Source organism: Chryseobacterium sp. CFS2 (assembly GCF_036543225.1).
Lineage (GTDB): Bacteria > Bacteroidota > Bacteroidia > Flavobacteriales > Weeksellaceae > Chryseobacterium > Chryseobacterium culicis_A.
Genome location: NZ_JAZHQU010000009.1, coordinates 218491 through 236996, shown reverse-complemented (window position 1 = coordinate 236996; position 18506 = coordinate 218491). Strand labels below are relative to the sequence as shown.

Below are 18506 nucleotides of genomic sequence, written 5' to 3'. Positions count from 1 at the left end.
CAGAGAGCAGTTCTATTATTTTATCCTTAAAGTGGAATACCTGTTTCGAATCGGCATTTTGGTTCCATACAACTTAGGGAGATCATAACGCAGTTGCCAACTATATCTGTACATCTTAATTCTGCCTCACCTGTTCGGCACTTGGGCTCATAACATGATGGATGAATTTGTGCGCAAATGCCCTGATGGCTGCATATCATTACACCTCCATGAATAGTTTTCAACTCTTTTTTATTGAGTTTTTTACCATTCTCTAACATTTGTTTTTTCATTCGTTAAAGTTTTCATGGTTTAGTTTTTTTTAGGTTTATTACAATTCAATACCAGGCTGGCACTGTAATTCTGCACAGGCAAGCGAATATTTCTTACAAGTAAGGTCTGGTAACAGACACATTTCTTTTCCGCCGGTAATGACTCTTAATTGTTTCTTGTTAAGTTTTTTTCCGTGATTTAAATCTTGATTTTTCATAATGTTTGGTTTTAGTGATTGTTGATATAATTATAATTCAATAGATAGGAGATTTTTATGGTCTGCAAATTTTCTGAGCGCAGCCTGGAGATATTGTGGTACAATTTCTAATATCCCCTGGAGGATAGGCTTCGCAAGGAAACTCTGTACAGGGAATGGCTTCCATACAGTTAAGCATTCCTCCTTGAATAGACTTTAATTCTTTTTTGTTGAGTTTTTTGCCTTTGTTAAGTTCCATTTTTTTCATAGTTTTTTTCGTTGATGAAATTATTGGGTCTTATAATTGAGGTCTGCACTCTTTTTGCGCACATTTTGGAGAAATGATCGTGCATCCATTCGGATCAGAAGAAGGCTCACAAGGAAGGCTAGGGCATAGAACTGGTTCCATACAGTTGATAAGGCCTCCCTTAATTGTTCTTAATTGTTTTTTGTTTAATTTTTTTCCAATTTGATTGATTTGATTTTTCATTGGTTTGATTTTTAAAGGGTTAGTTTTGACGAAAGTAAGTAAAATAAATGAGTTATATCACTGTGTTTAGAAAAAAAATAAGAATTTTTTAAATGATATATCTTGATGTCAGTTATTGATTTTAGGTTAAATCAATAAATATGCGGAGTTTTTTAATGTGCGGGTAAGGTGTTTTATACTGAAAATGCCTATAAGAATTTGGAGTTCAGAGGATAATTTGTTATCCATTTGAAATAGACTGTTTTATAAGTTCGTATATTTGAATTTTACAAATCATCTGCGATGGAAAAAGTAGCACATACTTCACTGGAAGATTTTTATAAAGAGATGGCTGCCAAACTGGGGAAAGATCTTGAAAGTATTTTTCCAAAGGGTCTTCATAAAGACATTGGTCATTTTAATGTTTTTGATATCGCCCAGACTATAGAAAGGGCAAAAACTACTTCTGAAATGCCTTATAACAGAAGGAAGTACTATAAAATAAGCTTCATTAAGGGACGGAACAGAGCAGAATATGCAGATAAAGTAATTTCAATACAACAGAATGCTCTGCTATTTGCAACGCCTAAGGTTCCGTATCACTGGGTACCCGAAGACCCTGATCAATCAGGAAGTTTCTGTGTTTTTACTGAAGACTTTTTCATTAAAGATAAATCTTACTACAATCTCGAAGATCTCCCTATTTTTCAGCCGGGAGGAGTTCCTGTCTTTGAAATTGATAATCAACTTGCAGAAGAGATTGAAAGTCTTTTTAAAAAGATTAAAAAGGAAATCGACTCAGATTATGTATTTAAATATGATCTGATCAGAAACTATGTTCTGGAGCTGATCCATTACGGACAGAAATTACAGCCGGCTTCCAAAATATCGGCTTCAAACGATGCTTCCATGAGAGTGGTTTCTTTGTTTATAGAGCTGTTGGAAAGACAGTTTCCTATTGAATCCTGGGAACAGAGACTGCAATTGAAGACCGCGAAAGATTATGCAGACAGGCTGGCAGTTCATGTTAACTATTTAAATAAAAGATTAAAAGAAAGTACCGGAAAGACCACTACAGAATTTATTTCTGACCGTATTACTCAGGAAGCCAAAATACTCTTAAAACAGACGAAATGGAATGTTTCAGAAATATCATATGCGCTGGGATTTGAGGAGATTGCCCATTTTTCTAATTTCTTTAAAAGGAAAACAACCTTTACTCCATTACAATTTCGTTCCTGATTTGAATTTTGCAAATTTCAGATTGATTCAAGCAACTCCTTCAGTCTGAAAATATCCCAACTTTGTACCATCAAAATAATCAAAATACAATGAACACAAAAACAAATATCGCACTGGTAACCGGAGGAAGCCGTGGATTGGGGAAAAACTCAGCACTTAAAATTGCTCAAAAAGGATTAGACGTTATTATTACTTACAGAAGCAACAAAGATGAAGCAGAAGCTGTTGTGAATGAGATAAAATCAATGGGAAGGAATGCTGTGGCATTTCAACTGGATACAAAAGACCTGAAAAGTTTTGATGCCTTTGTAAAAAATGTAACAGATCATTTGCAGGAAAACACAGGAAGTACTCATATTGATTTTCTTATCAATAATGCAGGAACGGCCCTATATTCACCAATTACGGAAGTAACGGAAGAACAGCTGGACGATGTAGTGGATATTCACTTTAAAGGGGTGTTTTTTCTGACTCAAAAATTATTACCATTTATGAATGATGGAGGAGGGATTATCAATGTCTCTTCAGGACTGGCCAGATTTGCAACACCAGGTTCTTCCATTTATGGGTCAATTAAAGCAGGAGTAGAAATGCTGACAAAATACATGGCTAAAGAATTAGGTTCAAGGAAAATCAAAGCCAATGTGGTGGCTCCGGGAGCTATTGAAACGGATTTCGGTGGAGGAAGAGTGAGAGATAATGAAGAGATCAACGGTATGGTAGCCGGAGCTACAGCTCTTGGAAGAGTTGGTCTTCCCGATGATATTGGCGGAGTAGTAGCCTTCCTGTGTACAGAAGATGCAAGATGGATCAATGGACAAAGAATTGAAGTTTCAGGAGGAATGTTTTTATAACGTTTTATCACCCAAACGAAACAATATTATTAAAAATCGGCCGGCTCAAAATGAGCCGGCCGATTTTTAATGTGGAATAATGTATTTTATTCTACAGCTTCAAGAGGTTCCGGAAGCTGGCATTTCTGCTCCATACATCCAGGTCCGATGTATACACAATACCCTGAAGAATTGGTACATCTTACGTTGCCCAGACCTCCATTGACTGCATGCAGCTCTTTTCGGGTTAATTTTTTTCCTTTGTTTATATTCTTGATTTTCATGGGATCGTTTTAAGGGTTATTGTTTTTAGTTAATAGGCACCTGGCATTGAGGTTCTCCACAATATCTTGCATATTCAGAACATTCTGTAGTTCCGGGAAGAATACAGATCTTCAGACCTCCTTTGATCATATTTAATTCTTTTTTGTTTAATTTTTGTCCTTGCAGCAAAACTACTTTTTTCATGATTTTGATATTTAAATGATTGATTGTTATAAAAATAGGAAAACAAATTGAATAAATCACTCATTAGTGGTAAAAATGAATAATTGTACCAGAAAATAATCAAATCATAATAAAAATTCTCACTGATTAAAAGGTAGGGCAGATACTTTGGTCTTCGAAAATTGCAGCATATAAGTTTCTTGAAAGTACAGATTCCTATTACAACTTTGATAAATTCTCAAGTGCTTTTTCCAGGGTTTCCTGTTTCTTGGCAAAGCATAACCTGATCACATTCTCATTCAGTTTGTTTTTGTAAAATGAGGAGAAAGGAACACTGGCTACCTTATGACGGATGGTAAGCTCGGAAGCGAAATCAAAATCATTTTTATCAGAAATTTTATCATACTTTACCGCCTGGAAATAAGTTCCTTCACAATCCAATAGTTCAAATGAAGTGCCTGCAAGACCTTTTCTCAGAAAGTCCCGTTTTTCCTGGAAAAATTGATTCAGATAAGTGTAATGTTCATCGTTTTTCATGTATTCTGCCAGTGCAAGCTGAATAGGTGTGTTTACACAAAATACATTGAACTGATGAACCTTTCTGAATTCGTCTGTCAAACTTTTAGGTGCAGCACAATAACCCACTTTCCAGCCTGTAACATGGAAAAGCTTTCCAAAAGAGGCAACAAGAAGGCTTCTTTCTTTCAACTCAGGATATTTACAAATGCTTAAATGTTCTTTTCCGTCAAAAATAATATTCTCGTACACTTCATCGCTCAGAATCAGAATGGAAGTTCCCTTAACGAGTTCAATAAGTTCTTGTATATCAATTTCTTTCAGTATTTTTCCTGAAGGATTGTTGGGATTATTAAGAATAATCATTCTGGTTTTTTCGCTGACAAGATTTTTTACTGCAGCCCAGTCGATTTCATAATCCGGAGCTTTCATTTCAAAACGTTTTACAATCCCTCCGAAAAGCTCTACAGTAGGTTCATAACAATCATAAGCAGGTTCAAAAATAATCACTTCATCATCTTTTTTAATAAAAGAAGCAATCGCGGTGAAAATAGCCTGAGTTCCACCTGCTGTAACTGTTATTTCAGAATCCGGATGATAAATGGCCTGATGGCTGTTTTCTATTTTTCGTGCAATTTCTTCCTTTAGGCCAATCATTCCGCCAAGAGGAGCATATTGGTTGAAGCCTTTTTTAATAAAGTGGTCCACATGATCTAACAATTCTGAATCGGGCATAAAATCCGGGAATCCCTGAGACAGATTGATGGCTTCATTTTCATTGGCAAGTTGAGTCATTTGACTGAAAATAGTAGTTCCTACATTGGAAAGTTTCGACAAAGGAAGTTGTATCATAAAAACAGTTTTGTTGACCGAAATTACTGAAATATTTACAACGGTTTGAAATTGACAGGATAAAAATTATATAAAGTACAAGTTTACCTCTTATGCTGAGTATTTTTAAGAATAAACAACCTGGTTTTCAGACAGAACATGATTTTAAACATGTGTTTGATTTTTTCTTTCGAATCCACAGCAATATTGCTACATTTGCTAGAACCATTAAAAACAATGACAATGAAGATTAAAAAGACTGAGTTTCCTGAAAAATCCATTCTATCTCCGGGAAAAAAAGATTTTGATTATATGGATAGCTTTGAAGGAGAACTGATGAATAAAGAACTTGATATCACGACAGTTGGAAAAGCTTTCTTTACGAGCAGTCCGAAATGGGGAAAGAAAATGTTTACCTTCAGAAATAAGTTAGTGGGATTGTTCGGGTTGAAAACCGGAGCGGAAACAGAAAATAATCAGACGGAAAAAGATTTTACATGTGAAGTGGGAGAGCGCCTTGGACTTTTTCAGGTGCTGGATAAAACCCATAATGAAATTGTTCTGGGAGAAGATGACAAGCATCTGGATTTCAGAGTTTCTCTTTTCGTAGAAAAGAATAAAAAAGAGATCAATAAAAACTCCCTTACCATATCAACGACGGTAAAATTTCATAACTGGCTGGGAGTTCTCTATTTTTTACCCGTTCGGCCTTTCCATAGACTGATTGTACCAGCGATGCTGAAAAATATGATTGGGCAGCTGGAAAATAAAAGGTAATATTTTGAATCCTCACATAAGGTATGCTTGAAATAAAATAGTTATATAAAAACGACCATCCTGTTGTGAGGATGGTCATTATTTTAAAAGGAATAAATTTAATAGGAACTTAATAGTAAATCAATCTGTGCATTGCTTACTCCAGCGGGTCTGTTCGCCTTAAGCTGAACACTTAAACTGCTTAATCCATAACAATATTTTAGGAAATTAGTTTCAATATTGGCTAAAGTATAGCCGGTAACCTGATCATTTACCGTTCCCATAGGTTGAGGGCTGAATGACTGTCCCAATTCGTTAAAGTTATCAACTAAATTAATGAATAAGCTTGTATAGTCAGAACTTGTATTCAAACTCCAGAACTGATACCCGAAACGGTTAGGAAATACAGGAGGATTGGATGGATTATAATTAGGAGTTCCATAATTAGGAATTCCTCTTTCTCTGTATTCTATTCCTGTTACAAACCATTCTACAGCGCATGGCCAGCTTTCCTGCAACATAGAATTAACCTGTGAATACTGAACTAAACCGGTGTTCATTTTGATAACATGAGACGTATGGGCGAGTTCATGTACTGTGGTTGAGAAATAGTCATCAGAGTTATATTCTGTAGTTGAACCAGGTCGGAATCTTGCTATTTTCAGGTATGGAAAAGCAACATAATTGATTCCCTGCCAATCTTTAGCGGTATTCTTAGCTATAATGTGTGAACGGTTTCCACTTGGTCTGACGGGTCTTTGTAAACCTCCAATGTCTTTATAAAAATAGCGGTAGGCTGCTCTGAACATATGACCCTGCATATTTTCATATCCAGGCATGATGTCATGACTCCAATGGTTGCTTTTAATATTATTTCGTACAACATTGGAAGGACTCACCATATTATCCTTTATTACAAAATGCTTTCTATCCATATGCAGCTTGAAATCTACTTTTTTATTGTTTGGAAAAGGGGTGCCGCTCAATCCGTACTGGCCGTTTGCATTGGTGATGCCTTCTCTTGTTCTCAAGCTCCTTTTGGCAGTAACTTTGGCGCCTTCAAAAGGGATGAGTGTGTTTAATCTTGTATCGAAGATTCGGATAGTACCATATATAGGGGCACCACCTCCGCCTCCTCCGGGATTCGGGTTTGGATTGGGATACCATTGCCCTGGTTCTCCTATATTATCCCAGGGCTTATAGTCGCTTGGTTCCCAAGGTGTGAACCCGGATAGATTTTCTGCTCTGTGGACCAGGCTATAGACGAATTTATAATTCATATTACCTGTGCCTAAAAGTTCGATATCCTCCTCGGGTAGATACACTTCCTGAAGAACTTCATAGCTAACTCCTGCAGGTAAGGGGGTTTCGTTTCTTACAGTTGCATATTGAGGTGTAGGCTGATCAGCGGGAACATCGGGATCATGATAGAATTTACCGACTACCAATACTTCTCTGTCAAGCGGATAATCATAAAGAATAAGATCGGATTGCTGAAGTGCTTCCAGTTCATCTTCTGTTATGGGATTAAATTTAATGTACTTGTGTGTAGGACGAATGTTCACAGCAGTCAGTGATCTGTTGCCTTCTGCTTTTTGTTCAGCCAGTAATGATTTGTAAGCAGCCATCATGCTTTCAATCGTGTAAGGAACAGGAAGCTGTTCTCCTAATACTGTAGGTTCTCCTTCTTCAGCATATTTTGTTTCATCTTCTGAAGTGAGATTCCTGTTCATGAGTTCAGAATTGGAAGCTTCAGTGTTGTATTGTTCCATCGTATCGGAGCAGGATGCCGTTAAAAGGCAAGCCAAGGCAATATAGAGGGTTATTTTTCTCATGTTTTTGATTTTTCAGTTTTTTGCATTGTTTTCTGATCCGGTAATTGAACTACCGGATGTTTTTGTTTAAAAAATAACATTCCAATCTGCATACTGGAATGTATCTTTAACCTGTTATTTAGGTTCAATCCATGGCAATCCATTCCATGGCATTGTGTAGATAAAAGGAATTCCTCCAATGGGTTGTGGATTCGGAGCAACGGGAGGCTGGGGCTGAGGAATCGCTCCGGGACCGCTTGGTGTAATAAACGCTGTTCCTCCAATAATAGAGTTCATTTGATTTCTCTTGAGTACTTTTCTAGTGATTTTCATGATGATTTTTTTTGTTTAACATGACGAAAATAGAAAAGAGGCTTAATACACAACAGGAACAATTAATAAGTGTGGAGGATGGGCAAGCAAGTGCGCAGGAAAATGCTTTTATTCCGTTTTTCCTATTGTAGAGAGAAAATCATTTTTTTTCCGGTAAGATACATCCAGAACAGATTCATCACTCATTACTACCTGTCCGCCTCTCCCTTTAATGTATTCCTGCAGATGATCAATATTAATAAGATGCTTATGATGTATCCTGAAAAAGTTCTGTTCAAGAAGCATAGGTTCAAATTCATGAAGGGTTTTGGATACCATGATTTTAGTTTTATTGGTAAGATAAAAAGTGGTGTAGCTCGAATCTGCTTCGCATCGGATAATAGAGGCTATATCTACGATTTTGAATCCCTGAAGAGTAGAAAGAATGATTCTGTTATCTTTTAAAAGAGTAGGTTGTGAAGGCTGCATTTTTTTGATATGATCCAACGCTTTATTGACGGCAATAATGAAATCCATTTTTTTTATAGGCTTTAAAAGATAATCTGTAGCCCCATTTTTAATCGCTTGAATAGCAAAATTTTCGTAAGCCGTGATGAAAATAATCTGAGAATGAACGTCATTCAACTTTGATAGTAAATCGAAAGTAGTCCCATCACCTAACTGAACATCCAGAAACAGAATGTCAGGAGAACTTTTGATAAGGTAAATATACGCTTCTTCAACGGAGGAAGCCTGGAATTCTATGTTGATCTCAGGAAATTCATTTTCCATAAGTAATGCAATATAATCTCTTCCATCTTTTTCATCATCAACAATGCATGCCTGTATTTTATTTCTCATAAGGTTGTATATAAAGTTTGATTTGTGTTCCCTGCCCACTATTTTCAGTAAGTGTATTGATTTCTAAAAATATATTGGTATCAAAAAGCTGTTTAAAAGTCTCAATCCTCTTATGTGAAAGTTTTACTCCAAAAGAGTTGTCTTTTTTCAAAGATTCCTTATTGGAGATTCCTACACCATTATCTTCAATGATAATACATAAAGAGACATTCGTATAATCAAAGCTGATGATAATTTGTCCTTTTCTGTCTTTTAATCCTGAAATACCATGCTTTATCGCATTTTCTACAAAAGGCTGTATGAGTAAAGAAGGAATCGTCCAGTTTTGATCTACCTGTTCAGAAATGATAATTTTGTAATCAAAAAGATCTTTTACACGAAGTTTTTCCATATCAAGATACAATGTGAGATATTCCACTTCATCTTTAATAGACATAAAGGTCTTTTCTGAATAATAAAGTGTTTTTCGTATCATTTTGGCGAAAATATCGAGGTAGTTTTCTGTTTCGCGGTAATCTTTTTTATACAGGAGAAATTGAATGGAATTCAGGCAGTTATAAATAAAATGAGGATTGATCTGAGCTTTAATAGCCTGGAGTTCAAGTTCAGCAATTTTCTTTTCATACTCCATTTTTTCTAGCTTCTTATTCCGTTTTTTATGAAGATAAGAAAAGGTAATCATCAACAGCGCTCCGATGATGACGATAGCTAATATCAGCCTGAACCACCAGGTCTGCCAGAACAGAGGTTTTATATCAAAGGTGATGTCGGAAGAGGTGTAGGATTGTTTTCCGTTATATCCTAAACCGTAAACCCGGAAAGTATATTTACCTGGGGGAATAGAGCTGAAGATGATTTTAGAAGAATTATTGATCTGCCAAGAGTTATTAAGACCTTCCAGCTTATATTTATAGCTTATTTTTCCCAATGAGGGATAATCAAGAAAGCTCAGATTGAAAATAACCGTATTATGGGTGTAGGCAGCCAGGCTTTTCTGTAGGTCATAATGTTCATTATTTTCAATGGATACTGAGTTAATGACTACCTTTTTATGAATGAATTTTTCCTGAGTCAGTAGTTTTTTGATGGAAAATATTCCAAGTCCTTTAGAGGTTCCAATGAAGATGGTGTCATTTTTTATCACACAACCGGCTACTGCATCAGAGGGAAGTCCGTCTGTCTGGGTGAAGTTATTGATGTGTTGATCTTTTGCTGCCAGTTCGATTCTCGATATCCCTGAATTGGTGCTTGCCCAGAACGTATTTTTATTTTCTACCTCTATTTTTTTTACCTGATCATTGATTAATCCATCATTCTTTCCGATCTTCCTGATAATTCCTTTAGTATTAAAAATAATGATCCCATAGAGGTTAGTAGATCCCAAATACGTATGATCGTCTAATTTTTTAATATCCGTAAAATAGTATCCCTTTAAAAATAAAGTCTTCTGCCGGGTTCTGATATTATATTTGTAAAGATCACTGAAACTGCCAATAAAGAGATTCTCCCTGTCATAAGGGAAAACCGTGTATACGCGTTCCTGAAAAAGAGTGTTTATTTTTTTACTTTTTAAACTGTAGCTCAATAAACCGCCTGAAGTACAGAAAAACAGGGAATCCGGTGTGTAAGAGACAATGTTTTTGAGGGAACAGTATATTTTTTCAGAAGTGTTATTAGCCATATCATGAACAATAACCTTACCTGATAAACCGAAAATACTAATAGTACCTTTTAAATAAACAGCAATATTTTCATCTTTATCTCCTTTATCAAGAATTATATTTTGTATTTTATTGTTTTTACTGATAAGTGCGCCTGCAGAATGATTATAGCCGACAAGAATATTTCCGTTATCTTTTGCAATGGCTTTTATATATTCAGAATTACTTTTTAAAGGCAAATTGATATGATTGGCGAAAAGAGACTTTGAAATGAAAAATACACCATTGTTCCGCGAATTGAACCATACATTTTCATCCTTGTCTACCAGAACATTATTGATCACATACCGATTCAGTATTTTGATAGGAGTAGCAAGGGTTTTCTTCTTTTCAGTCAGGGATTGATTGAAATATAAAACTCCTCCATTGCTTAAATTCAGCCACAGTTTGTTGTTTCTGTCAATAAGTCCGTAGAAAACATTTTCTTGTGTACCACATTTATAAGACAGTATCTTTTTTATGGCTGAGAAAGCAGAGAGTTGATAAATTTCAATCGTATTTTTATGTAAGAACACAAATAGATCATCCTTTTCACAGATCATATTTCCAATACTCCCTCTCAAATATTGTTTTTTTCCGGTAATGATATTGTAGACAAGTATTTCTCCCTGATGGGGATCATGTAAGTAGAGATTGGAAGTGTGGGGTTCAAACCTGAGTGTTTCAAAAGATTTTTTCTCATAATCTAACGGGACGGGGATCTTTTTAACTTTTCCATTTTCATAGATGAAAATATTCTGAGGATTGAAATTTCCATAAAAATAAAGTCGGTTTCCGTTACGGGTAACTTTCGGAATTGAGCTTGAAAACTGATTTTTTACATAGTCATTAATGTTCAGATTGATAACGCGGCCGTTTTTTAAGTAAGCAAAATCATTCAGAAAGGGAAGAATGAATACTTCACCGTTGGGCAAAGGTTCACAGGATATAATATCAATATTCTTTAAACCTTCCTGCTTACCATATTGTTTAAACTCTTTTCCATCAAATCTGAATAAGCCATTATCACTGCCTATCCAGATAAAGCCATTTTTATCTTGTCTCAGATGATACGTATAGGAGCAGTTTAATCCTTCCTCATCACTATAGTTCACCATCCCGGGGATCTGTGAAGAAAATAATGTGGAAAAGAATAAAACTACAGATAATGTGAGGAAAGTAAATATATTTTTCACATGATATTGATAATTTCGTAAATATATAATTTGATTAATAATAATACAATGATTACAGCGGAATATTGAAAAAAACAAGTTGAAAAAATTCGGATAATTTTAGACAATTTTGTACTTTTGTATGTTTGCTGAAATCATATATGTCACAAGAAATAAATCCAACCTACTCCGAAGATAATATCAGAACCCTTGATTGGCAGGAACACATCCGTCTGCGCCCCGGTATGTACATCGGGAAGCTCGGTGATGGTTCTTCTGCTGATGACGGTATTTATATCCTGTTAAAAGAAATCCTGGACAACTCTATTGATGAGTTCAGAATGCGTTCAGGGAAAAGAATTGAAATAAAGCTGGATGACGGCAAAGTTACTATCCGTGACTTTGGCCGTGGAATTCCGCTTGGGAAAGTGGTAGACGCTGTTTCAAAAATGAATACCGGTGGTAAATACGACAGTAAAGCGTTTAAAAAATCTGTAGGATTGAACGGGGTCGGTACCAAAGCGGTAAATGCCCTTTCCGATTACTTCAGAGTTCGCTCTTTCCGTGACGGAAAAATGAAAGTAGCGGAATTCTCCCGTGGTATGATCCAGGAAAACTTTGATGAAAAGGAAACTTCGGATAGAAACGGTACTGAGATTTCTTTTATTCCTGATGGAGAAATCTTCCTGCATTTCAAATACAGAAAAGAGTATATCGAAAGAATGCTCCGCAATTATGCCTATCTGAATCCGGGACTTAAAATACTTTTCAACGGAGAAACGTTTTATTCTGAAAATGGTCTTAAAGATTTGTTGGAAGAAGAATTGGAAAGCGATATCCTTTACCCGATTGTTCATTTGAAGGATAATGATATTGAGTTAGCCATTACCCATTCTGACAAATCACAGACAGAAACCTATTTCTCATTTGTTAACGGACAGAACACAACGCAGGGGGGAACTCACCTTAATGCATTCCGTGAAGCGTATGTAAAAACGATTCGTGAGTTTTTCAATAAAAGTTTTGATGCTTCTGATATCAGAAAGTCTATCATCGCGGCAATCTCAATCAATGTAGAAGAACCGGTTTTTGAATCCCAGACCAAAACAAAATTAGGGTCTAATGATATGGGACCGAACGGACCTACTGTAAGAACATTCATCATTGATTTCCTTAAGAGTAAACTGGACAATTTCCTACACAAAAATCCGGAAATAGCAGAAGCAATCCAGAGAAAAATACTCATTTCCGAAAGAGAAAGAAAAGAACTTTCCGGAATCCAGAAACTGGCCAGAGAAAGAGCAAAAAAAGTATCTCTTCATAATAAAAAACTTCGTGACTGCAGGCAGCACTATAACGATCAGAAAGCTGAGAGAAAAGGTGATACTCAGATCTTCATTACCGAAGGAGATTCTGCATCAGGATCAATCACAAAATCCAGAGATGTAGAAACGCAGGCTGTATTTTCACTGAAGGGTAAACCCCTGAATTGCTACGGCCTTACGAAGAAAGTTGTATATGAAAATGAAGAGTTTAACCTTCTTCAGGCAGCTTTAAATATTGAGGAAAGTCTGGAAGACCTGAGATACAATCAGGTGATCATTGCTACCGATGCCGATGTGGATGGGATGCACATCCGTCTGCTGATGATTACTTTCTTTCTGCAGTTCTTTCCGGATCTGATTAAAAACGGACACCTTTATATCCTTCAGACTCCTTTATTCAGAGTGAGAAATAAAAAGGAAACAAGATATTGCTATTCAGAAGCCGAAAGAGTGAAAGCATTAAATGAACTGGGAAAAAATCCGGAAATCACCCGATTTAAAGGATTAGGAGAAATTTCTCCAGATGAATTTAAGCATTTCATTGGTAAAGATATCCGCTTAGAACCCGTAGTAGTGGGAAAAGACCAAACGATTGATCAGCTTCTGGAATTCTACATGGGGAAAAATACTCCGGACAGACAGACCTTCATCCTTGAAAACCTTGTGGTGGAAGATGATACGGATATTGATAAAAAACAAATTCTGGATGAAGTAGAAAATTAATAGGACTTAAAAAAACTGGTTGCAAAACCATTGCAAATACTGAAAAAAACACAATTTTGGATGAAGTAAGAATTATAATACTTACCCAGCCAAAAAATTAAAATGAGACTAAGTAACCGTAATAAAGCATCAATTTATAACTCTTTGAGTACATTGCTTTTGATGACAACTGTGTTTTGTATAATCGCATTTGTCGCTAATGAATACAGGTTTAATGCAATGGGCAAAGAAAGTTATTTATTGATTATTGTTCCCCTTCTACTGCTGATTATCTTTTACATCAGCGGCAGACAGATTTTTGAATATGACAGCGATGGAGAAGCGTTGAATTTTAAAAACAGGAATATTATTCCCTTTTTAAACAAACCTCTTCACGATGAATTTCCAAAATATAAACTGATAAAATATGATGTAGTCAGTATTCTCTTTTTCAAAAGATTATACATTACGGTTTCCAGTAAGAATAATGGTTCTACAATACTTAAGTACCAGATTTCTTATTTGAACAGAAAACAAGTAAACGATTTAAAACTCTCTCTAAACAAAGTAGTGAAAGCTAATAAAGAGAAAAAAGATAAAACAGATGACGACAGAAGAATATTCGCATGAGGGTGAAAGCTTGAAAAAAGTTTCCGGGCTGTACAAAGACTGGTTTCTTGATTATGCTTCCTATGTAATTCTGGATAGAGCTATCCCTTCAATATATGACGGTTTAAAACCCGTTCAACGAAGAATTATGCACTCCATGCGTGAACTGGAAGATGGCCGTTACAATAAAGTGGCCAATATCGTGGGAAATACCATGAAATATCACCCACACGGTGATGCTTCCATTACAGATGCCATGGTGCAGATTGGGCAGAAAGAGCTGTTAATTGATACTCAGGGAAACTGGGGGAATATTTATACAGGAGATTCTGCGGCGGCGGCAAGATATATTGAAGCAAGACTGACTCCTTTTGCCCTGGAAGTAGTATTTAATCCTAAAACTACAGACTGGACAAAGTCTTACGACGGAAGAAACAATGAACCCATTGATTTACCGGTGAAATTCCCCCTGCTTCTTGCACAGGGAGTAGAAGGTATTGGGGTAGGGCTTTCCACAAAAATACTTCCTCATAACTTTAATGAGCTTATCAATGCCTCAGTAGCCTATTTAAAAGGTAAGAAATTTGAACTGTATCCGGACTTTTTAACAGCCGGTTATCTTGATGTCTCCGAATACAATGACGGTCACAGAGGAGGAAAGGTAAGAGCAAGAGCCAAAATTACCCAGACGGATAAGCATACATTGGTGATTTCGGAACTTCCTTATTCTAAAACGACAACTGATCTTATTGACTCTATTTTAAAAGCCAATGAGAAAGGAAAGATCAAAATCAAAAAGATTGAAGACAATACTTCAGATAAGGTAGAAATTCTGATTCATATTCATAATGATGTGTCGCCAGACAAAACTATTGATGCCTTGTATGCATTTACAGACTGTCAGGTAACCATTTCTCCAAATGCCTGTGTGATTGTAGGAGATAAACCTATGTTTTTGACGGTATCCGATATTCTGAAAACAAATACAGATCATACCGTATCCTTACTGAAGAAAGAACTTGAAATTGAGCTTCACGAACTTCAGGAAAGCTGGCATTTCTCTTCATTGGAAAGAATTTTCATCGAGAACAGGATTTACCATGATATTGAAGAGGTGAAAACCTGGGAAGAGGTAATAAAAACCATTGATGCAGGATTAAAACCTCATACCAAACATCTTTTAAGAGCGGTTACAGAAGAGGATATTTTAAAACTGACAGAAATCAGAATCAAGAGAATTTCAAGATTCGATTTAGATAAATTTAAAGAAAATATAGCCTCACTTGAAGGTAAAATTGAACAGGTAAAATACCATCTTGCCAACCTGATTGCTTATGCTATTGATTATTATTTAAACATTCAGAAAAAATACGGTAAAGACAAGCAGAGAAAAACAGAACTTAGAATCTTTGATACCATTGATGCTACAAAAGTAGCCGTTGCCAATGAGAAGTTCTATGCTAATTTCGAAGAAGGTTTCATCGGAACATCTCTGAAAAAAGACCAGTATCTTTTCGATTGTTCAGACATTGATGATATCATCATTTTCAGAAAAGACGGAAGTATGAAAGTGGTAAAAGTAGAGGCCAAAACATTTGTTGGTAAAGATATTCTGCATGTCGCTATTTGGAAGAAAAATGATAAGAGAACGGTATATAATATGATCTATCGCGAAGGAAGAGAAGGACCATATTATATGAAACGATTCTCTGTAACCGGAGTTACCCGAAATACAGATTATCCGCTAGCTTCAGATAAAAAAGGATCGGAAACCCTATATTTCTCAGCAAATCCTAATGGGGAAGCAGAAACGGTAACCGTGCTTTTAAAACCTAATCCCAGAATCAGAAAGAATAAAATGGAGATCAACTTCTCCGATCTTGCGATTAAAGGACGTGATTCCAAAGGGAATCTTGTGACTAAGTATGCCGTGAAGAAAGTAGATATGAAGGAAGAAGGAGTTTCTACTCTGGCACCTAGAAAGATCTGGTTTGATGATACGGTAAGAAGACTGAATGCCGATGTAAGAGGAACACTACTGGGAAGCTTTAAAGGAGATGACAAAATCCTGACGATCAATACAAACGGCGAGGTGAAACTGGTGTCTTTTGATCTGGGTAACCGTTTTGATGATGAATATCTGGTGTTGGAAAAATGGAGACCTGCACAGCCAATTACCTGTATCTATTACGATGGAGAAAAAGATATTTATTTCATTAAAAGATTCTTACTGGAAAATACCGTAAATGTACAGACTTTTATGCCTTCTGAACATCCGAAATCATTCATTGAAAATGTAATTGTTGCCAACGATGTTACTGCAGAAATTATTTTTGCAAAAGATAAAGGAAAAGAACGTGATCCGGAAACAATTAATATCGATGAATTCATCGCGGTAAAAGGAATAAAAGCCATTGGTAACCAGTTTACAAAGTTCAAAGTAAAAGCCATCAATATCACTATTCCTGAACCTATAGAAGAAGAGCCTGAAGTATATGAAGATCCGGAACCTACAGGAGATGGGGATGAAGACGGAGGAGTTATTGGTGATTTGTTTCAAGGTGATGGAAATAATGAAAATGAATAGACTGAACACATCTGTTCAGGTATAACATAAAAAGAATACAATGGATATAGTTGTTATCATTATCATTGCAGCCACGTGTATTTTTAGTTACATGGGGTTCAATAATACAGCATTATTTGAAAAATATAAATTCAATGTTGGAGCTATTGCAAACCGTAAAGAATATGTAAGGCTTATCAGTTCTGCGTTTTTACATGCAGACTTTATGCACTTATTTTTTAATATGCTTTCCCTGTATTTTTTCCAGGGAGTAGTCATTAGTTTCTTTGGGGAAATAGGATTTTTGATTCTTTATTTCGGATCAATGATTCTTGGGAATTTATTCAGTTTACAGATTTATAAAAATCAGCCTTGGTATTCTGCAATTGGAGCATCAGGTGCGGTTTCGGGAATTATTTTTGCTTCCATCGCCATGGCTCCCAATGAGATCAGCGTGAATTTCCTGCCTGGATGGTTATTTGGAACATTATATTTCGGATATTCAGTGTATATGATGCTGAACCCGAAGCAGTGGGATAACCTGGGCCATGCTGCTCACCTGGGAGGTGCTTTTTTTGGATTGGTTTACTCTATTGTAATGCATCCACAGCTGGCCATGAGCAATATCCTTTTCTTAGGAATCATGTCGCTTCCGTTAATTTATTTAGGATATGAAATTTTTGTAAGGAAACGAATAGGATAAAAGACTATTTTTAATTAAAATATCAAAACCAATGAACACATCAGAGTTAAACAGTTTCATCGTGATACTTATCTATGGTTCATTGGTTTTGCTTTCTCTGCTGAAGCTGGCCAATCCTTTGAAAGTAAACCGTAAAGCCAATTTCTGGTTTGGGATATTTCTGTTTCTGTGGTCTACCTTCTGGCTGGATGAAGTTTTGTTTCTTATTACAGGCGTAACTATAGAGTTTCACTCCCTGTTTTTCGTGAGATGTATTCAGTTTTTCATACCCATTGTTTTTTACTTTAGTGTACTGTTCTTTACCAATCCCTCTTTTACCTTCAAAATCAGGGATGTTAGATTCCTGTTACTTCCTGCAGCTTTTCTGTTGTGTCTTATCTTAGTAAACCTCGGTTATGAAAAGCCTTTTGAATACCTGAGTGTTATTTTGATCCTGATTCAGGCTTTGTTTTATACGGCACTTTCTTATATTACCATCCGAAAACATCAAAAGAAGATCCAGCAGTTTTCATCCAATACAGAAGGAATCAACCTGAACTGGCTTGAATATATTATTGTGGTGCTTCTCATTGTGAATATTATCTATGTAATTTACAATCTTTTCTACGATCCAAAATCATTGAATTTCTTTATCAATGCAGTCTTCTTATCCGTTATTTACTGTGTGGGTTACTACTCTCTGAAGCAGAAGGAAATTTATCCTTTGGAAGAAAAACAGAGACAGGAACTGATCTCTATTGATGAAGATCCTGATCCGGAAGAGACCAGAAGAAAACTTATTTCCGATGAAGAATTAATAAAGATTAAAGCCTCATTAGAAGGTATTATGGAAACACAAAAACCTTACCTTGACAGTGAGCTTAATCTGATCAGGCTGGCTGAAATGTTAACCGTTTCTACCCATCATCTGTCGTATGTGATCAATACAGGTTTTGGAAAAAATTTCTTCCAATATGTAAATGAGTATAGGGTAGACTATGCTAAAAAGCTTCTGAAAGAACCGAACGGTAAATTATCCATTCTAGGAATTGCTTACGAATCCGGATTCAACTCCAAAACCTCTTTCAATACAACTTTTAAAAAAGTAACCGGACAAACCCCTTCTGAATTCAAAAAATAAGTTCCGGTTTATAAAGTTTTACTTTGTTCTGTGTTTAATTTTATGATTTTCAACTAATTAATTATTTGTTTTTAAAA

At 35.9% G+C, this 18506-nt stretch carries 18 protein-coding genes; 8 read left to right on the top strand and 10 right to left on the bottom strand.

Annotated features, from left to right (window positions below; genetic code table 11):
* Window positions 1-310 precede the first annotated feature (310 nt).
* From ODR02_RS20030 to ODR02_RS20020, 3 genes are read right to left on the bottom strand one after another with little or no spacing between them, the layout of a single operon-like run.
* Window positions 311-469, bottom strand: coding sequence for a hypothetical protein (locus tag ODR02_RS20030; RefSeq protein WP_165791640.1), 159 nt, complete (start codon window positions 467-469; stop codon window positions 311-313).
* Between the two features lie 55 nt (window positions 470-524).
* Window positions 525-707: a bacteriocin gene (locus ODR02_RS20025; RefSeq protein WP_209784158.1), complete on the bottom strand. Its 183-nt coding sequence runs from the start codon at window positions 705-707 to the stop codon at window positions 525-527.
* Between the two features lie 39 nt (window positions 708-746).
* A complete protein-coding gene (locus ODR02_RS20020) occupies window positions 747-938 on the bottom strand; it encodes a hypothetical protein (protein ID WP_209784159.1) in 192 nt (63 codons plus the stop codon).
* Window positions 939-1220: 282 nt separating this feature from the next.
* Between ODR02_RS20020 and ODR02_RS20015 the strand changes: the two genes are divergently transcribed.
* The gene (locus tag ODR02_RS20015; protein ID WP_309513722.1) at window positions 1221-2159 is read left to right on the top strand and encodes a helix-turn-helix domain-containing protein; all 939 of its coding nucleotides are present in this window, start codon (window positions 1221-1223) and stop codon (window positions 2157-2159) included.
* Between the two features lie 89 nt (window positions 2160-2248).
* On the top strand, window positions 2249-3013 hold the full coding sequence (locus ODR02_RS20010) for an SDR family NAD(P)-dependent oxidoreductase (protein WP_309513721.1): 765 nt from the start codon (window positions 2249-2251) through the stop codon (window positions 3011-3013).
* A gap of 86 nt (window positions 3014-3099) precedes the next feature.
* On the opposite strand, the gene ODR02_RS20005 is transcribed toward ODR02_RS20010, so the two are convergent.
* From ODR02_RS20005 to ODR02_RS19995, 3 genes are all read right to left on the bottom strand, one after another.
* Window positions 3100-3276 (bottom strand): hypothetical protein, encoded by a 177-nt coding sequence (locus ODR02_RS20005; protein ID WP_309513720.1) that lies wholly within the window; start codon window positions 3274-3276, stop codon window positions 3100-3102.
* Window positions 3277-3301: 25 nt separating this feature from the next.
* Window positions 3302-3460, bottom strand: coding sequence for a hypothetical protein (locus ODR02_RS20000; RefSeq protein WP_209784162.1), 159 nt, complete (start codon window positions 3458-3460; stop codon window positions 3302-3304).
* Between the two features lie 198 nt (window positions 3461-3658).
* Window positions 3659-4807, bottom strand: coding sequence for a methionine aminotransferase (locus ODR02_RS19995; RefSeq protein ID WP_309513719.1), 1149 nt, complete (start codon window positions 4805-4807; stop codon window positions 3659-3661).
* Between the two features lie 222 nt (window positions 4808-5029).
* Here ODR02_RS19995 and ODR02_RS19990 point away from each other — a divergent pair, with 222 nt between their 5' ends.
* Complete coding sequence (locus tag ODR02_RS19990) at window positions 5030-5563, top strand: DUF2867 domain-containing protein (protein ID WP_309513718.1); 534 nt, start codon at window positions 5030-5032, stop codon at window positions 5561-5563.
* Window positions 5564-5661: 98 nt separating this feature from the next.
* Here ODR02_RS19990 and ODR02_RS19985 read toward each other — a convergent pair whose 3' ends face one another.
* The 4 genes from ODR02_RS19985 to ODR02_RS19970 all read right to left on the bottom strand — a co-directional run bounded on the left by ODR02_RS19985 (window position 5662) and on the right by ODR02_RS19970 (window position 11425).
* Complete coding sequence (locus ODR02_RS19985) at window positions 5662-7377, bottom strand: hypothetical protein (RefSeq protein ID WP_309513717.1); 1716 nt, start codon at window positions 7375-7377, stop codon at window positions 5662-5664.
* A 114-nt stretch (window positions 7378-7491) separates the two neighbouring features.
* Window positions 7492-7689: a hypothetical protein gene (locus ODR02_RS19980; RefSeq protein WP_105682021.1), complete on the bottom strand. Its 198-nt coding sequence runs from the start codon at window positions 7687-7689 to the stop codon at window positions 7492-7494.
* A gap of 108 nt (window positions 7690-7797) precedes the next feature.
* Window positions 7798-8529: a LytR/AlgR family response regulator transcription factor gene (locus tag ODR02_RS19975; protein WP_309513716.1), complete on the bottom strand. Its 732-nt coding sequence runs from the start codon at window positions 8527-8529 to the stop codon at window positions 7798-7800.
* On the bottom strand, window positions 8519-11425 hold the full coding sequence (locus ODR02_RS19970) for a sensor histidine kinase (protein ID WP_309513715.1): 2907 nt from the start codon (window positions 11423-11425) through the stop codon (window positions 8519-8521). Before ODR02_RS19970 ends, ODR02_RS19975 begins: the two co-directional genes overlap by 11 nt.
* 140 nt (window positions 11426-11565) lie before the next feature.
* On the opposite strand from ODR02_RS19970, the gene ODR02_RS19965 reads away from it, so the two are divergent.
* The 5 genes from ODR02_RS19965 to ODR02_RS19945 all read left to right on the top strand — a co-directional run bounded on the left by ODR02_RS19965 (window position 11566) and on the right by ODR02_RS19945 (window position 18429).
* Entirely contained in the window at window positions 11566-13452 is a 1887-nt protein-coding gene (locus ODR02_RS19965; RefSeq protein WP_105682024.1) for a DNA topoisomerase IV subunit B, read from the top strand.
* Window positions 13453-13554: 102 nt separating this feature from the next.
* A complete protein-coding gene (locus ODR02_RS19960) occupies window positions 13555-14061 on the top strand; it encodes a hypothetical protein (RefSeq protein WP_245169682.1) in 507 nt (168 codons plus the stop codon).
* Window positions 14036-16627 (top strand): DNA gyrase/topoisomerase IV subunit A, encoded by a 2592-nt coding sequence (locus tag ODR02_RS19955; RefSeq protein WP_209784168.1) that lies wholly within the window; start codon window positions 14036-14038, stop codon window positions 16625-16627. The genes ODR02_RS19960 and ODR02_RS19955 overlap by 26 nt, the downstream gene beginning before the upstream one ends.
* A gap of 40 nt (window positions 16628-16667) precedes the next feature.
* Window positions 16668-17309 carry a rhomboid family intramembrane serine protease gene (locus ODR02_RS19950; RefSeq protein ID WP_034696498.1) on the top strand — a complete coding sequence of 214 codons (642 nt, stop codon included), beginning with the start codon at window positions 16668-16670 and terminating at the stop codon, window positions 17307-17309.
* A 31-nt stretch (window positions 17310-17340) separates the two neighbouring features.
* Window positions 17341-18429, top strand: coding sequence for a helix-turn-helix domain-containing protein (locus ODR02_RS19945; RefSeq protein ID WP_309513714.1), 1089 nt, complete (start codon window positions 17341-17343; stop codon window positions 18427-18429).
* Window positions 18430-18506 lie beyond the last annotated feature (77 nt).

Bases quoted from the DNA above. Each gene is read 5' to 3' on its own strand.
- ODR02_RS20030 (WP_165791640.1), bottom strand. From the start codon at position 469: ATGAAAAATCAAGATTTAAATCACGGAAAAAAACTTAACAAGAAACAA.
- ODR02_RS20025 (WP_209784158.1), bottom strand. From the start codon at position 707: ATGGAACTTAACAAAGGCAAAAAACTCAACAAAAAAGAATTAAAGTCT.
- ODR02_RS20020 (WP_209784159.1), bottom strand. From the start codon at position 938: ATGAAAAATCAAATCAATCAAATTGGAAAAAAATTAAACAAAAAACAA.
- ODR02_RS20015 (WP_309513722.1), top strand. From the start codon at position 1,221: ATGGAAAAAGTAGCACATACTTCACTGGAAGATTTTTATAAAGAGATG.
- ODR02_RS20010 (WP_309513721.1), top strand. From the start codon at position 2,249: ATGAACACAAAAACAAATATCGCACTGGTAACCGGAGGAAGCCGTGGA.
- ODR02_RS20005 (WP_309513720.1), bottom strand. From the start codon at position 3,276: ATGAAAATCAAGAATATAAACAAAGGAAAAAAATTAACCCGAAAAGAG.
- ODR02_RS20000 (WP_209784162.1), bottom strand. From the start codon at position 3,460: ATGAAAAAAGTAGTTTTGCTGCAAGGACAAAAATTAAACAAAAAAGAA.
- ODR02_RS19995 (WP_309513719.1), bottom strand. From the start codon at position 4,807: ATGATACAACTTCCTTTGTCGAAACTTTCCAATGTAGGAACTACTATT.
- ODR02_RS19990 (WP_309513718.1), top strand. From the start codon at position 5,030: ATGAAGATTAAAAAGACTGAGTTTCCTGAAAAATCCATTCTATCTCCG.
- ODR02_RS19985 (WP_309513717.1), bottom strand. From the start codon at position 7,377: ATGAGAAAAATAACCCTCTATATTGCCTTGGCTTGCCTTTTAACGGCA.
- ODR02_RS19980 (WP_105682021.1), bottom strand. From the start codon at position 7,689: ATGAAAATCACTAGAAAAGTACTCAAGAGAAATCAAATGAACTCTATT.
- ODR02_RS19975 (WP_309513716.1), bottom strand. From the start codon at position 8,529: ATGAGAAATAAAATACAGGCATGCATTGTTGATGATGAAAAAGATGGA.
- ODR02_RS19965 (WP_105682024.1), top strand. From the start codon at position 11,566: ATGTCACAAGAAATAAATCCAACCTACTCCGAAGATAATATCAGAACC.
- ODR02_RS19960 (WP_245169682.1), top strand. From the start codon at position 13,555: ATGAGACTAAGTAACCGTAATAAAGCATCAATTTATAACTCTTTGAGT.
- ODR02_RS19955 (WP_209784168.1), top strand. From the start codon at position 14,036: ATGACGACAGAAGAATATTCGCATGAGGGTGAAAGCTTGAAAAAAGTT.
- ODR02_RS19950 (WP_034696498.1), top strand. From the start codon at position 16,668: ATGGATATAGTTGTTATCATTATCATTGCAGCCACGTGTATTTTTAGT.
- ODR02_RS19945 (WP_309513714.1), top strand. From the start codon at position 17,341: ATGAACACATCAGAGTTAAACAGTTTCATCGTGATACTTATCTATGGT.